We start from the raw sequence: 14976 nt of genomic DNA on the forward strand, positions 1-14976 counted from the left end.
ACGGCGTTCAGGCGGCCGGCGCCGCGTAGCGACCCGACTTGATCGCGCGCTCGCGCGCCTTCGCGGCCTCGACCTCGCGGTTCTTGGGCGGAGCGACCGCCACGAGGTCGTCGAGCAGGTGCTGTGTCACGTGGGCGATCTCGTGCACCGCTCGGTCGAAGGCCTCCTGGTTCGCCTTGGACGGCTTCGTCGTGCCCGCGATCTTGCGCACGTACTGGAGGGCGGCGGCGTGGACCTCTTCGGAGGATGCCGCGGGCTCGAAGTTGTGGAGCGTGTGGATGTTCCGGCACATGCCACCGACGATACGCCCGCTCTCCGACGGGTGACCAGGCCGAAGTGCCCTACCAGCGTTCGGTGCCGCGGGGCACCAGATCGAGCACGTGCGGGAGCTCGGTGGGGAAGCACGCGCGGAAGAGCTCGGTGATCTGCGGATCCGACCCGTAGTCGTCGACGAGGCGCAGCCCGATCATCGTGCTGATGAGCATGCCCTCGGCCATGAAGGACCGCGCCTCGTCGGCATCGAGGGCCATCTCATCGCGGAAGAAGCGCCACACCGCCGCGAACCCGCGCCGGGCGGCCGGGCCGATGACCGGGTGGCCTCCGAGCAGGTACGCGTGGGCGAGGGTCTGGTGCAGGCCCCGCACCTCGAGGAGGTCGACGTAGGCCTGGCCGATGCGCTTGCCCTTGGCCTTCTCGGGACTCAGACCCTTCTCGCGATCACCCTCGGGATCCTCCGCCGGGAGAGCGGCCCGGAAGGCGGTGAGCAGGCGCGTGAGAGAGTCGTCGAGCGCCGCGAGGAACAGGTTCTCCTTCGAGCCGAACAGCCGGACCACGTACGGCTGGCTGACACCGGCCGCTCGAGCGACCTCGTCGGTCGTCGCGCCCTCGTAGCCGCGCGCGCCGAAGACGGCGAGCGCTGCGACGAGGATCTGCCGGCGGCGTTCGTCCGACGACAGCCGCCTGCTCGGATCGGCGGTCTCATCGAGGGCGACGGCGTCGTCGCCGTGGAGCCGTGGGGAAGTCATGCACGAAAGGTTATCAGCGAATGACTTGACTTTGTAATCAGTCGATTACTACATTGCTCCTTGAAGGTAATCATCCAATAACAACCGGAGTTCACGGAATGACCGATACGCCCCTCGCCACCTCATCCCGACGGACGCGGCCGTTCGCACTCGTGCTGGCCGCGGCATCCCTCCCGATGTTCATGGCCACGCTCGACAACCTCGTCATGACCAACGCGCTCCCCGTCCTGCATCGCGACATGGGCGCGAGCGTCGAAGAGCTGCAATGGTTCGTGAACGCCTACACGCTGGCCTTCGCCGGCGCCATCCTCATCGCCGCCGCACTCGGCGACCGATTCGGCCGCCGCACCGTGTTCGCGATCGGCATCGCCCTCTTCGGTGCCGGCTCGGTGTTCGCCGCGCTCAGCACCGACCCCGGCCAGCTCATCGCCGCCCGCGCAGTTCAGGGGCTGGGCGCCGCCGCCGTCATGCCGCTGTCGCTCGCGCTGCTGAGCGGCGCCGTGCCGCGCGAGCGCCGGGCCCTTGCGATCGGCATCTGGGGCGGCGTCTCGGGTCTCGGCGTCGCCGTCGGACCGCTCGTCGGCGGCGCGATCATGGAGGGCTGGAACTGGCAGGCCATCTTCTGGATCAACGTGCCGGTCGCCCTCATCGCCATCCCCCTCGCGCTCGTCGTGCTGCGCAACGACTTCGGAGCGCGCGAGCGCATCGACGTGCCCGGTGCCGTGCTCGCCGCCGGCGGCGTGCTCGCCCTCGTCCACGCCATCGTGCGGGGCAACGAGGACGGCTGGGACTCCTTCGGCGTGATCGCCGAGATCGTCCTCGGCGCGGTTCTCCTCGTGGCGTTCTTCGTGTGGCAGACGCGGGCCAAGGCGCCGCTCGTGCCGCTGCGGCTCTTCCGCGACCGGTCGTTCTCGGTCACGAACATCATCGGCTTCGCGTTCAGCTTCGGCACGTTCGGGGCCGTGTTCATCCTCATCCAGTACCTGCAGGTCGTGCAGGGTTCGACCCCGCTCGAGGCCGCCGTGCAGACGACTCCGTGGACGCTCGCGCCGATGTTCGTCGCCCCGATCGCGGGCATGCTCGCGCCGCGCGTGGGCACGCGCGTCCTCATGGTGACCGGCCTCGCGCTGCAGGCGCTCGCGCTCACGTGGATCGGCACCGTGATGTCGGCCGACCTCGACTACCCCGTGCTCATCGCGCCGTTCATCATGGCGGGCGTCGGCATGGCGCTGGTCTTCGCGCCTTCGGCGACCGCGCTGCTGGCGACCCTCGGGCTCGTCGACCACGCCAAGGCGTCCGGCGTGAACTCGACCGTCCGTGAGCTCGGCGTCGCACTCGGCACGGCTGTCATGACCGCGATCTTCGTCGGCGCGGGCGGCGAGCTGCTGCCCGACCTCTACGTCGACGCCGCGCGTCCCGCCGTGCTCACCGGAGCGGCTGTTCTGTTCGCGGCGACGATCGCGGCGTTCTGGCTCCCGGCGGGGAGGTCCACGACGACGGTTCCGGATGCCGCGGCCGAGGCATCCGGAACCTCCACCGAGTCCGCGACCGATCCCGAAGCGACCCTGCCCGTCGGCATCCGCTGAGCGAAGACGCCACTCGCGTCGAGAACACGCGATACACGCGGGATCCGGGATCCCGCGTGCTATCGCGTGTTCTCGTCGCGAAGGGTCGGGCCGCCGGGCTCCGTCGCCTCGGACGTGGACCTGCGGCCCTCGAGCAGCCTCGTCACCACGCCGTCGAGGAGGAAGAGCAGGAACCCTGCGGAGCCGATCCACGGCGCCAGCACCACGCTGCCCGCCGAGAGCAGGAGGGCACTGAGCGAGCCGCGGCCCTGGACCACGGCATCCGTCTCTGTCACGTCCGGCATGAGCACGTCGCGGCGGCGGCGCGCCCAGCCCCATTCCAGCGCGCCGAGCAGGATCGCGAAGAAGAAGGTCACCGGCATCGCGAGGCGTCCGGCGAGGTACTCGGAGTACTCGGTCGTCAGCCCGGTGGCGAACGGCACCAAGACGATGAACAGCAGTCGCGCGCTGTTCAGCCACAGCAGCATCGTGTCGACGCGCGCGATGTATTCGAACTGGCGGACGTGCACCATCCACAGCAGGCACAGCAGCACGAAGCTCAGCGCGAAGTTGAAGAACAGCTCCGTCATCCCGCCGAGCGCGCTCCAGAGCTCCGCGTCGCTCTCGACCTCGCCCAGCTGGTGGGTCGTGAGGTCGAGCACGAGCAGCGTCGCGGCGATCGCGAACACCCCGTCGGTGAACGCCTCGAGCCGCAGGGTCCCCTGGGTCGCCGCCGGATGCCGCCGCTGCCTGATCACGTCAACAGGCTAGCGAGCGATCGCCGGGGGCCACGGCATCCGCGCTGTCAGCGCTTGTAGTTGGGCGCCTCGACGACGATCTGCACGTCGTGGGGGTGCGACTCCTTGAGGCCCGCCGCGGTGATGCGCACGAACTTGCCCTTGGCCTTGAGCTCGTCGATCGTGCGCGCGCCGACGTAGAACATCGACTGACGCAGCCCGCCCACGAGCTGGTACGCCACCGCCGAGACCGGGCCGCGGTAGGCGACCTGACCCTCGATGCCCTCGGGGATGAGCTTGTCGTCGCTCGGGACGTCGGCCTGGAAGTAGCGGTCCTTGGAGTACGAGGTCTTCTTGCCGCGCGTCTGCAGCGCACCGAGCGACCCCATTCCGCGGTACTGCTTGAACTGCTTGCCGCCCTGGAAGACGATCTCCCCCGGCGACTCGTCGGTGCCGGCGAGCAGCGAGCCGAGCATGACGGTGTCGGCGCCGGCGACGAGGGCCTTCGCGATGTCGCCCGAGTACTGCAGGCCGCCGTCGGCGATCACGGGGACCCCCGCTTCGCGGGCGGCGAGGGATGCCTCGTACACGGCCGTGACCTGCGGCACGCCGACCCCGGCCACGACGCGCGTCGTGCAGATCGAGCCCGGGCCCACGCCGACCTTGACCGCGTCGACGCCGGCGTCGATGAGCGCCTGGGCGCCCTCGCGCGTCGCGACGTTGCCGCCGATGACGTCGATGTGGTCGAAGCTCGCGTCGGCCTTGAGGCGACGGACGATGTCGATGACACCCGCGGACTGGCCGTTCGCGGTGTCGACCACGAGCACGTCGACGCCGGCGTCGCGCAGCGCCTCGGCGCGCTGCCACGCGTCGCCGAAGAAGCCGATGGCCGCGCCGACGCGCAGGCGACCCTGTTCGTCCTTGGTGGCGAGCGGGTACTTCTCGCTCTTGTCGAAGTCCTTGATGGTGATGAGGCCCGCGAGCTTGCCGTCGTCGTCGATGAGCGGCAGCTTCTCGACACGGTGATGCGCGAACAGCGCGATGACCTCGCCGGCGCTGATGCCCACTCGGCCGGTGACCAGGCCCTCGCGCGTCATGACGTCGCGGACCTTGGTGGTCTGCCGCTCGAAGCCCGACACGAAGCGCATGTCGCGGTTCGTCACGATGCCGACCAGGCGCCCCTCCTCGTCCACGACCGGGAGCCCCGAGATGCGGTACGTCGCGCAGAGGTCGTCGACCTCCTCGATCGTCGCGTCCGGGGTCGTCGTGATCGGGTCGGTGATCATGCCCGACTCGCTGCGCTTGACGCGGTCGACCATCGACGCCTGCTCCTGGATGGAGAGGTTGCGGTGGATGATGCCGAGACCGCCTTCGCGGGCGATCGCGATCGCCATGCGCGACTCCGTGACCGTGTCCATCGCGCTCGAGATCAGCGGCGTCGCCACCGTGATCCGCCGCGTGACGCGGGACGAGGTGTCGGCTTCGCTCGGGATGACGTCGGTGTGCCCGGGCAGCAGCAGCACATCGTCGTAGGTCAGTCCGACGAAGCCGAAGGGGTCGTGGTGCTCCATGGGGTCTCCTGCGCGCGCGGCGCGTGTCTCGGGGATGGACGGCGGCGGCCGGTGCGCTCGTGACGCTCCGTACTCGATTCTAAGCGCCGCAGGACGCCGTTTTGTTCCCGCGCGGGAGGGCCTGCGGGAGCGCCCGCATGCGCGCGCCGACCGGGCGCGGATTGCGATCGGATCACGTATCCACAGGGTGTCGTAGGCGAAACACGGCGGACACATTACAGTCGTACCGTCGTTCATCACGGCCGATGCGACCCGAGCTTCGGTGTACGCGTGGTGCCGAACTGGAGGTTCTGTGGGTCCTACGACTGTGACCACGAGACGTATCGCCGGAGTGCGCACGATCGCCGCGCTCTTCGGGCTGATGCTGATCATGCTCGGGCTGCTCGCCACCGCGACTCCCGCGCTTGCCGACGAAGACGATCCCTACCGCATCAGCGGGAACGTGCAGCTCGATGGAGAGCCGCTCGAAGGGGTCACCCTCACCATCGACGGCCCGGGGGGTGAACAGGAGGTCCAGACGGATGCCGAGGGCCAGTGGCGCGTCGGCGTCCCCGAGCGCGGTGAGACGTACGTCGTCACCCTCGACGAAGACACGCTGCCCGAGGGCATCGCGGTCGTCGATCCCGAGGACGACACCCCCAACGTCAAGGAAGTCGAGATGGGGCAGGGCGGCCGCGTCAGCGTCAACTTCTTCATCGGCGAGGGCGAGCGCAACGTCACGAGCTTCTTCGACCAGTTCATGCAGCGCGTCATCCAGGGCATCAGCTTCGGCCTGATGCTCGCGCTCGCGGCGATCGGCCTCACGCTCGTCTACGGCACGACGGGCATCTCGAACTTCGCCCACGGCGAGATGGTGACCTTCGGCGCCATCGCGGCCTACCTGCTCGTCGCCCCGGTGAGCCTCGCGCTCCCCTGGTACCTCGGCTACCCGGTCGCGGTGATCCTCAGCGCGGCGTTCGGGCTCGTGCTCGACATGATCCTGTGGCGACCGCTGCGCCGACGACGAGTGGGCGTGGTGCAGCTGATGATCGTCAGCATCGGCCTCTCGCTGGCCTTGCGGTACCTCTACCAGCTGTTCATCGGCGGCGGCACCCTGCAGCTCCCGGGGTCGGCCACCACGCAGATCCCGCTCTTCGGCGCCGTGCAGCTGAGCATCATCGACATGGTGTCGCTCGGCATCTCGATCGTCGTCATCGTCGCGTTCGCACTGTGGCTCACGCGGTCGCGCATCGGCAAGGCGACGCGGGCGATCTCCGACAACCCGTCTCTCGCCGCCGCGTCCGGCATCGACGTCGACGCCGTCGTGCGCGTGGTGTGGATCGTGGCGGGCACCCTCGCCGGCCTCGCTGGAATCCTCTACGCCTACTACCGGCCGGGCATCAAGTGGGACATGGGCGCGCAGATCCTGCTGCTCATGTTCGCCGCCGTCGTGCTCGGCGGCCTCGGCACCGCCTACGGCGCCCTCGTCGGCGCGCTGATCGTCGGCGTGCTGGTGGAGGTGTCGAGCCTGTGGATCCCCGCAGACCTCAAGTACGCCAGCGCACTGTTCATCCTCATCGTGATCCTGCTGTTCCGGCCACAGGGCATCCTCGGTCGACGCGAGCGGATTGGTTAAGGACACCCTCATGGACTTGCTGCAGATTCTCTCCAACACCGCCTCGTCGATCCTGAGCCCGGCGACGATCGGCTACGCCCTCGCCGCGCTCGGCCTCGCCGTGCACTTCGGCTACGCCGGACTGATCAACATGGGCATCGCGGGCTTCATGGCCATCGGCGCCTACGGCTACGCGATCTCGATCCTCTCGTTCGGCTTCCCGTGGTGGGCCGGCGCCCTCATCGGTCTCGCGGGTGCGGCGGTCTTCGCCCTCATCCTCGGCATCCCGACGCTGCGTCTGCGCGGCGACTACCTCGCCATCGTGACGATCGCGGCCGCCGAGGTCGTGCGACTGCTCTTCCTCACGACGGCGTTCGACGAATTCACGGGCTCCGCCGACGGCCTCAGCGGCTACCACGGCAGCTTCCGGGGCTCGAACCCGATTCCGGCCGGCGAGTACGGCTTCGGCCCGTGGATCTACAACGAGACCCAGTGGTGGGTGCGCATCATGGGCCTGGTGACGCTCGGCATCGCCGCGCTCGTGGTGTGGATGCTCACGCACAGCCCGTGGGGTCGCACGCTCAAGGGCATCCGCGAAGACGAGGACGCCGTCCGCTCGCTCGGCAAGAACGTGTTCTCGTACAAGATGCAGGCACTCGTGCTCGGCGGTGTGCTCGCCGCGGCAGGCGGCGTCGTGTACGCCCTGCCGTCGGCGGTGAACCCGGGCGTGTACGTGACGTCGCTGACGTTCTTCGTGTGGACCGCTCTTCTCCTCGGCGGCGCCGCGACCGTGTTCGGCCCGATCCTCGGCTCGATCATCTTCTGGGTGCTGCAGACGTTCCTCTCGAACGTGCTCCCGGTGATGGCCCAGGCCGGCTGGCTGCCGGGTCTGAACTCGATCCAGGCGGGCACCCTGCGCTTCATCCTCGTGGGCGTCGCGCTCATGCTGCTCGTCATCTTCATGCCACAGGGACTCCTGGGCAACAAGAAGGAGCTGACCTTTGTCAAATAACGACAACCCCAGCAACGGCACCACGTCCGCTCCGGCGACCGGCTCGGCGCCCGTCGCCCGTCCGAAGACCACGGGTCTTCACGTCGGCGACGCCGTGCCCGGTGTCGCCAAGGTCGATCCGATCATCGTCGCCGACGGCATCCATCGCTCGTTCGGCGGTGTGACCGCCGTCGACGTCGATCATCTCGAGATCCCACGGGGCGCGATCACGGCGCTCATCGGCCCGAACGGCGCCGGCAAGACGACGCTGTTCAACCTCCTCACCGGGTTCGACAAGCCCGACCACGGCACGTGGACCTTCGACGGCAGGTCGCTGCCGAACGTCCCCGCGTACAAGGTCTCGCGCATGGGACTCGTCCGCACGTTCCAGCTGACCAAGGCACTGGGCCTACTGACCGTCATGGAGAACATGAAGCTCGGCGCGAAGAGCCAGCGGGGCGAGAAGTTCTGGGCGGGCATGATCCCGGCGCTGTGGCGTTCGCAGGATGCCGAGATCGAAGAGCGCGCGATGGTGCTGCTGAAGAAGTTCAAGCTCGACGCCAAGGCCGACGACTTCGCCGCGAGCCTCTCCGGCGGGCAGCGGAAGCTGCTCGAGATGGCACGGTCGCTCATGACCGAGCCGACGCTCGTGATGCTCGACGAGCCGATGGCCGGCGTGAACCCGGCACTCACGCAGTCACTGCTCGACAAGATCCTCGATCTCAAGGACGAGGGCATGACCGTGCTCTTCGTCGAGCACGACATGCACATGGTCCGCCACATCGCGGACTGGGTCGTCGTCATGGCCGAGGGCAAGATCGTCGCGGAGGGCGACCCCGAGTCGGTCATGAAGAACCCCGCCGTGATCGACGCGTACCTCGGCGCCCACCAGGAGCTCGACCTGGGCGTCGTGACGGGTCGCATCGACGTCGTCCAGGCGGATCCGACGACGGATGCCGCCGCCTCGGCGTCGGCATCCGCCGCGACCCTCGTCGACGAGGGCGTGGCCGAGGAAGACAAGGAGGACGGCAAATGACAGCTCCCACCGCGACGGGGACCCCCGTCGTTGTCGTCGACGAGGTGCACGCCGGCTACCTGCCCGGCGTGAACATCCTCAACGGCTGCAGCCTTGTCGCCCACGAGGGCGAGCTCATCGGCATCATCGGCCCCAACGGCGCCGGCAAGTCGACGCTCCTCAAGGCGATCTTCGGGCAGGTCAACGTGCGCAGCGGCACGATCTCGCTCGAGGGCGAGGACATCACGGGCCTCAAGGCCAACAAGCTCGTGGCGCGCGGCGTCGGGTTCATCCCACAGAACAACAACGTGTTCCCGAGCCTCACGATCGCCGAGAACCTGCAGATGGGCCTCTACCAGCGCCCGAACGTCTACAAGGAGCGCCTCGAGTTCGTCACCGGCATCTTCTCCGAGCTCGGCACGCGCCTCAAGCAGCGCGCGGGCTCCCTCTCGGGTGGCGAGCGGCAGATGGTGGCCATGAGCCGCGCGCTCATGATGGACCCCAAGGTGCTGCTCCTCGACGAGCCGTCCGCGGGCCTCTCGCCCGTCCGACAGGACGAGGCGTTCATCCGGGTCTCCGAGATCAACAAGGCGGGCGTGACCTGCATCATGGTCGAGCAGAACGCGCGCCGCTGCCTCCAGATCTGCGACCGCGGCTACGTCCTCGACCAGGGCCGCGACGCCTACACCGGGTCGGGCCGCGAACTGCTCGGAGACCCGAAGGTCACCGAGCTCTACCTCGGCACACTCGGCACGTAGAGCCGAAACCCGACAGAAGAAGGGGACGGATGCCGCGGCATCCGTCCCCTTCTTCTTTCGGTACCCGTGCTCCCGGGCGCACGCGTCGGGAGACAGCGAAGCGGCCCCGGGTCCGAGGACCCGGGGCCGCCACGTGTCAGGGCAGATCAGCCCTCGTACGGCGCGAACGTGTTGTCAGGACCGTACTGGTAGATGTTGATGAAGCCCTCGGTCGGGTCACCGACCTCGTCGAACGTCACCGGGCTGGAGACGCCATCGTAGTCCGCGACGCCGCCGCCGAGGATGATGTCGGCGCAGTCCGCGAACGTCTCGCACTTCTCGCCGTCGCCCGAGCCGCCCGAGACCTCGATCAGCTTGGAGGCGATGTCGGCCGGGTCGGTCGACTGAGCCGCCAGCGAGGCCAGAGCGAGCAGCGTGACGGCGTCGAAGGACTCGGGCGCGTACGTGTAGTCCGTCAGCGCCTCGTCGCCGGACTCCTCGACGAACGCGTCGAGGCCGTCGATGAACTCCTGCACCTGCTGCGGGGTCGGACCGGGGTACGTTCCCTTGGCGCCCTCGAGCAGGCCCGCCGGGAAGTCCGCCTCGTACGACGCCATGTTGCCGTCGACCAGGTACAGGTTGTTCGGGTCGAAGCCGCGGTCCATCAGAGCCGGGAGGATCGTCTTGGCCTCGTCGAAGCTGATCACCGAGATCGCGTCGGGGTCGGCCGCGAGCACCTCGGAGATCTGCGCGTCGAACGACGTGTCGCCCTGGTTGTACGTCGGCTGTGCGACGACCTCGCCACCAGCCTCCTCGAAGGCCTCCTGGATGTACTTGGCCAGGCCGGTGCCGTACGCGTCGTTCAGGACGATCATGCCGAGCGTCTGGTGACCCTCCTCGGCGACGAAGTTGCCGTGCACCTCGCCCTGCAGCACGTCGGACGGCGCGGTGCGGAAGTACAGGCCATTGTCTTCGTACGTCGTGAACTGGTCGGACGTGTTGGCCGGCGAGAACAGGATGACGCCCTCACCGATGACCTGGTCGATGAACTGCAGCGACACACCGGACGACGCGGCACCGACGATGGCGGACACGCCCTCGGCGAGGACACGCGGGACCTCGGTCTCGTACGCCTTGTTGTCGAGGTCACCGGAGTCGCCCCACACGACCTCGACGTCGAGACCGGTCTCGGCGGCGTACTCGTTGATCAGCGACTGCGCGTAGGCGACGCCTGCCTCCTCGGGCGGGCCGAGGAACGCGAGGTTTCCGGTCTGAGGAAGCGCCGTCCCGATCGTGAGGCTCATTTCCTCTGCGGGACCGGCCTCCTCGGTCGGCTCTTCCGTGCCTCCTGTGCCGGCGGCACAGCCGGCGAGGACGAGGGCGCTGGCGCCGGCGAGCGCGATGCCACCGAGAAGAGTGGACTTGCGCGAGCGGGTGAAGACGCTCATGTTGCTCCTTGCTGTGTGTGGACCCGGGAACGGCTCGGGTGCCGACCCAATGCGATAAACCTAACCTCGCCACGCGCTTTCGAATGTTGCCATTCGTTAACGGTTTGTAACGCATCCGGATCGATCCGTCGCAGCCGGATCCTCGCCCGACGACCCCGCATACCCCTGCCCGGTATATGCTGATGGCAGGCGTACCCCGAGGGGGTATCGTGAATCGTCTAGTCGAAGGGCCACAGAACCATGGCAGAAGTGCAGTACACCGTGACCGGCATGACGTGCGGACACTGCGAGGCATCCGTGCGTCGCGAGGTGTCGAAGCTCGCGGGCGTCCAGGACGTCCAGGTGAGCGCCGCCGCCGGCACGCTGAAGATCGTCACCGCGGCGGAGCTCGCCGACGAGGCCGTCTTCGCGGCCGTGGACGAGGCCGGCTACACCGCCGCGCGCGCCTGATGGTCGCCGCCCCCGCCGCCCGGATCGAGCTCGAGATCGGCGGCATGACGTGCGCCTCATGCGCTGCGCGGATCGAGAAGCGACTGAACCGGATCGACGGGGTCGAGGCATCCGTCAACTACGCCACCGAGAAGGCCGTCGTGAGCGCCCCCGCGGGCATCGACCCGCAGTCGCTCATCGACGAGGTGGTCAAGACGGGGTACACCGCCGCTCTCCCCGCACCCCCCGCCGCGGAAGCCGCCGACGCGGGCCCCCCGCCGGATCCCGAGCTGACCGGGCTGCGGCAGCGCGTCATCGGCTCGGCGGTGCTCTCGGTGCCGGTGATCCTGCTGGCGATGATCCCGGCGCTCCAGTTCACGTACTGGCAGTGGGCGTCGCTCGCGCTGGCCGCGCCGGTGGTGGTGTGGGGCGCCTGGCCGTTCCACCGCGCCGCGTGGATCAACCTCCGCCACGGCGCCGCCACCATGGACACGCTGATCTCGCTCGGCGTCTCGGCAGCCTTCCTGTGGTCGCTGTACGCGCTGTTCCTCGGCGACGCCGGCATGCCCGGCATGATGGACGCGTTCGAGTGGTCGGTGCAGCCGAGCGACGGCGCGGGCAACATCTACCTCGAGGTCGCCTCCGGCGTCACGACCTTCGTGCTCGCGGGCAGGTACTTCGAGACCCGGTCGAAGCGGCGCGCGGGCGCCGCGCTGCGGGCGCTGCTCGAGGTGGGCGCGAAGGACGTCGCCGTGCTGCGCGTCCCGGCCGGCGGAGGGTCCCCCGTCGAGGTGCGCGTGCCCGTCGCCGAGCTGCGCGTCGGCGAGGAGTTCGTCGTGCGCCCCGGCGAGAAGATCGCGACGGACGGCGTCGTCGTCTCGGGCACCTCGGCGGTCGACGCCTCGATGGTGACCGGCGAGTCCGTGCCCGTCGAGGTCGGACCCGACGATGCGGTCGTCGGTGCCACCGTCAACGCCGGCGGGCGCCTCGTCGTGCGCGCGATCCGGGTCGGCGACGACACGCAGCTCGCCCAGATGGCACGGCTCGTCGAAGAGGCGCAGTCGGGCAAGGCCAAGGTGCAGCGGCTCGCCGACCGCATCTCGGGCGTCTTCGTGCCGATCGTGCTCGTCATCGCGCTCGGCACGCTCGCCGGCTGGCTCCTCACCGGCGCCTCGGCGTCCATGGCGTTCACGGCGGCCGTCGCGGTGCTCATCATCGCGTGCCCGTGCGCGCTCGGGCTCGCCACGCCGACCGCGCTGCTCGTCGGGACCGGTCGCGGAGCGCAGCTCGGCATCCTGATCAAGGGTCCTGAGGTGCTCGAGTCGACGCGCACCGTCGACACCGTGGTGCTCGACAAGACCGGCACCGTGACGACCGGCCGCATGGCGCTCGTCGACGTGGTGCCGGCCGCGACGGACTCCGCCACCGACGCCCGCCGTCAGGTGCTGCGTCTCGCGGGCGCCGTGGAGCACGCCTCGGAGCATCCGATCGCACAGGCGATCGCGCGCGCCGCAGCCGCCGAGACGGGCGAGCTGCCCGAGGTGGAGTCGTTCCAGAACGTGCCGGGCAAGGGCGTGTCGGGTGTCGTGGACGGGCACGCGGTGTTCGTCGGGCGCGACGCGCTGCTGGCGGACTGGGCGCTGACCCTCCCCGCTCCCCTGGCTGACGCGAAGGCGGCGGCCGAGGCATCCGGTCGCACCGCCGTCGTGGTCGCCTGGGACGGCGAGGTGCGCGGCCTCGTGGTGGTGGCCGACCAGGTCAAGCCCACGAGCCGCGAGGCGGTCGCGCAGCTGCGCGCCCTCGGGCTCACGCCCGTGCTCCTCACCGGCGACAACGCCGCGGCGGCGCGCGCGATCGCCGACGAGGTCGGCATCGAACGGGTCACCGCCGAGGTGCTGCCGCACGAGAAGGTCGACGCCGTCAAGGCGCTGCAGGCCGAGGGCCGTGTGGTCGCGATGGTCGGCGACGGCGTGAACGATGCCGCCGCCCTCGCGCAGGCCGACCTCGGCCTCGCGATGGGAACGGGGACGGATGCCGCGATCGAGGCCTCCGACATCACCCTGGTGCGCGGCGATCTGCGCAGCGCGGCCGACGCGATCCGCCTGTCGCGCACCACCCTCGGCACCATCAAGGTCAACCTGTTCTGGGCCTTCGCGTACAACGTGGCGGCGATCCCGCTCGCGGCGCTGGGCCTGCTCAACCCGATGATCGCCGGCGCCGCGATGGCCCTGTCGAGCGTCTTCGTCGTCGGCAACAGCCTGCGGCTGCGCACGTTCCGTTCCCTCCAGGAGAAGAAGTCATGACCGACGTCCAGACCCACGACCACACCCACCACGGCTACATCACCGACAAGGACAAGTACCTCAACCGCCTCAAGCGCATCGAGGGCCAGGCCCGCGGCATCCACAAGATGGTCGAGGACGAGAAGTACTGCATCGACATCCTCACGCAGATCAGTGCGCTGACGTCCGCCCTCGAGGCGGTCGCGGTGGGCCTGCTCGACGACCACCTGCGCCACTGCGTCGTCGACGCCGCACGCCTCGGCGGCCCGGAGGCCGACGCCAAGATCACCGAGGCCTCGCAGGCCATCGCGCGCCTCGTGCGCTGACGCCTCGGCCGCCCCTGCCGCCCCGGCCGCGGCATCCGTCGTCCCTCGTCGAGACCGGGGATTCCCGTCGAGACCGAGGGCGCGGCCGTCGGTCTCGCCGAGGATCCTCGGTTTCGCGGCGCGAAGGGCGGCGGGCAGCGTCAGGACGTGGCGACGGGTGCCGCGGCCGCCCGCGTGCGGCGGGCATGCAGCAGCGAGTCGATCGTGAGCACGATGAGGGCGACCCACACCAGGTCGAATCCGATCCAGCGCTCGAGCGGCATCGGCTCGAGGAGCACGAGCCAGCCGATGAGGAACTGCAGGATCGGCGCGACGAACTGCAGGATGCCGATGAGGGTGAGCGGCGCGCGTCGGGCGCCGGCGGCGAACAGCAGCAGCGGCACGGCCGTGATGACGCCGGCGAGGCTGAGCAGCAGCGCGTGCTCCCACCCGCTCGCGCCCATCGTGAGTCCCTCCGTCACTCCGACGACGATGAGCACGACCGCGGCGACCGGCATGAGCCACAGGGTCTCGAGCGTCAGGCCGCTCACGGCGTCGACCGACGGGCCGACCTGCTTCTTCACCAGCCCGTAGAAGCCGAACGACGCAGCGAGGGTGAGGGCGATCCACGGGAACGCGCGGTAGCCGACGATGATCACGACGACCGCGGCGACAGCGATGCCGATCGCGACCCACTGCGTCGGCCGCAGCCGCTCGTGCAGCACGAGCACCCCGAGCATGACGGTGACGATCGGGTTGATGAAGTATCCGAGGCTCGTCTCGATCACGTGGCCGCTCAGCGCGCCCAGGATGAAGACCTGCCAGTTGATGTAGATGAGCACGCCCGCGAGCGCGGTCAGCCACAGCAGGCGCCGCTGGCGCATGATGGCGGCCAGCCGGCCCCACGAGCGGGTCACCGTCAGCAGCAGCGCGCAGAAGATCAGCGACAGCACGATGCGCCACGCCACCAGCTCGAACGGCTTGGTCGGTGCGAGCAGCAGGAAGTACAGGGGCAGGAAGCCCCACAGGAGGTACGCCGAGAAGGCGTAGACCCCGCCGAGCGAGCGCTCGCGCGCCGACTCGATGCCGGCGGCGGGCAGTGCGATCCCCGCCGTGGATGCCGCCGCCGCCGCGAGATCGTCGACGCCGTCCTCGGCGCGGTTCGAGGTCGGTTCGGGAGTCACCGATCCAGCCTAGGCCCGCGCACGCCTGCCGACGCGGTCGCCCCCGGGACTCGGGTGTCACGACGCGCCGCGACCTCGTGCCCGTAGCGGCAG

Annotated in this window: 14 protein-coding genes; 8 read left to right on the forward strand and 6 right to left on the reverse strand. The window is 69.5% G+C overall.

Going from position 1 to position 14976, the window contains the following annotated elements:
• Positions 1-7: 7 nt before the first annotated feature.
• Positions 8-292, reverse strand: coding sequence for a DUF2277 domain-containing protein (locus AC3ANN_RS13170; RefSeq protein ID WP_488337849.1), 285 nt, complete (start codon positions 290-292; stop codon positions 8-10).
• 49 nt (positions 293-341) lie between these two features.
• Complete coding sequence (locus AC3ANN_RS13175) at positions 342-1025, reverse strand: TetR/AcrR family transcriptional regulator (protein ID WP_488337850.1); 684 nt, start codon at positions 1023-1025, stop codon at positions 342-344.
• 98 nt (positions 1026-1123) lie between these two features.
• Here AC3ANN_RS13175 and AC3ANN_RS13180 point away from each other — a divergent pair, with 98 nt between their 5' ends.
• Positions 1124-2611, forward strand: coding sequence for a DHA2 family efflux MFS transporter permease subunit (locus tag AC3ANN_RS13180; RefSeq protein ID WP_488337851.1), 1488 nt, complete (start codon positions 1124-1126; stop codon positions 2609-2611).
• A 59-nt stretch (positions 2612-2670) separates the two neighbouring features.
• On the opposite strand, the gene AC3ANN_RS13185 is transcribed toward AC3ANN_RS13180, so the two are convergent.
• Both AC3ANN_RS13185 and guaB read right to left on the reverse strand, forming a co-directional pair.
• Positions 2671-3348: a TMEM175 family protein gene (locus AC3ANN_RS13185; protein ID WP_488337852.1), complete on the reverse strand. Its 678-nt coding sequence runs from the start codon at positions 3346-3348 to the stop codon at positions 2671-2673.
• 47 nt (positions 3349-3395) lie between these two features.
• Positions 3396-4898 (reverse strand): IMP dehydrogenase, encoded by a 1503-nt coding sequence (gene guaB / locus AC3ANN_RS13190; protein ID WP_488337853.1) that lies wholly within the window; start codon positions 4896-4898, stop codon positions 3396-3398.
• 307 nt (positions 4899-5205) lie between these two features.
• Here guaB and AC3ANN_RS13195 point away from each other — a divergent pair, with 307 nt between their 5' ends.
• Genes AC3ANN_RS13195 through AC3ANN_RS13210 form a run of 4 tightly spaced genes read left to right on the forward strand, consistent with a single transcriptional unit; the run spans position 5206 to position 9256 of the window.
• Positions 5206-6513, forward strand: a complete 1308-nt coding sequence (locus AC3ANN_RS13195; RefSeq protein ID WP_488337854.1) for a branched-chain amino acid ABC transporter permease — start codon at positions 5206-5208, stop codon at positions 6511-6513.
• A gap of 10 nt (positions 6514-6523) precedes the next feature.
• Positions 6524-7504, forward strand: a complete 981-nt coding sequence (locus AC3ANN_RS13200; protein ID WP_488337855.1) for a branched-chain amino acid ABC transporter permease — start codon at positions 6524-6526, stop codon at positions 7502-7504.
• Positions 7494-8519 (forward strand): ABC transporter ATP-binding protein, encoded by a 1026-nt coding sequence (locus AC3ANN_RS13205; RefSeq protein WP_488337856.1) that lies wholly within the window; start codon positions 7494-7496, stop codon positions 8517-8519. The genes AC3ANN_RS13200 and AC3ANN_RS13205 overlap by 11 nt, the downstream gene beginning before the upstream one ends.
• Complete coding sequence (locus AC3ANN_RS13210) at positions 8516-9256, forward strand: ABC transporter ATP-binding protein (protein WP_488337857.1); 741 nt, start codon at positions 8516-8518, stop codon at positions 9254-9256. Before AC3ANN_RS13205 ends, AC3ANN_RS13210 begins: the two co-directional genes overlap by 4 nt.
• Before the next feature lie 146 nt (positions 9257-9402).
• Here the strand turns inward: AC3ANN_RS13210 and AC3ANN_RS13215 are convergent, their stop codons facing one another.
• Positions 9403-10683: an ABC transporter substrate-binding protein gene (locus tag AC3ANN_RS13215; protein ID WP_488337858.1), complete on the reverse strand. Its 1281-nt coding sequence runs from the start codon at positions 10681-10683 to the stop codon at positions 9403-9405.
• A gap of 240 nt (positions 10684-10923) precedes the next feature.
• Between AC3ANN_RS13215 and AC3ANN_RS13220 the strand changes: the two genes are divergently transcribed.
• The 3 genes from AC3ANN_RS13220 to AC3ANN_RS13230 are packed head-to-tail and all read left to right on the forward strand — an operon-like array spanning position 10924 to position 13720.
• Entirely contained in the window at positions 10924-11133 is a 210-nt protein-coding gene (locus tag AC3ANN_RS13220; protein ID WP_488337859.1) for a heavy-metal-associated domain-containing protein, read from the forward strand.
• Complete coding sequence (locus tag AC3ANN_RS13225) at positions 11133-13415, forward strand: heavy metal translocating P-type ATPase (protein WP_488337860.1); 2283 nt, start codon at positions 11133-11135, stop codon at positions 13413-13415. The genes AC3ANN_RS13220 and AC3ANN_RS13225 overlap by 1 nt, the downstream gene beginning before the upstream one ends.
• Positions 13412-13720 (forward strand): metal-sensitive transcriptional regulator, encoded by a 309-nt coding sequence (locus AC3ANN_RS13230; protein ID WP_127818564.1) that lies wholly within the window; start codon positions 13412-13414, stop codon positions 13718-13720. Before AC3ANN_RS13225 ends, AC3ANN_RS13230 begins: the two co-directional genes overlap by 4 nt.
• Positions 13721-13860: 140 nt before the next feature.
• Here AC3ANN_RS13230 and rarD read toward each other — a convergent pair whose 3' ends face one another.
• On the reverse strand, positions 13861-14799 hold the full coding sequence (gene rarD, locus AC3ANN_RS13235; protein ID WP_488340840.1) for an EamA family transporter RarD: 939 nt from the start codon (positions 14797-14799) through the stop codon (positions 13861-13863).
• Between the last annotated feature and the right edge of the window lie 177 nt (positions 14800-14976).

Source organism: Microbacterium sp. STRO-2N, from assembly GCF_057747775.1.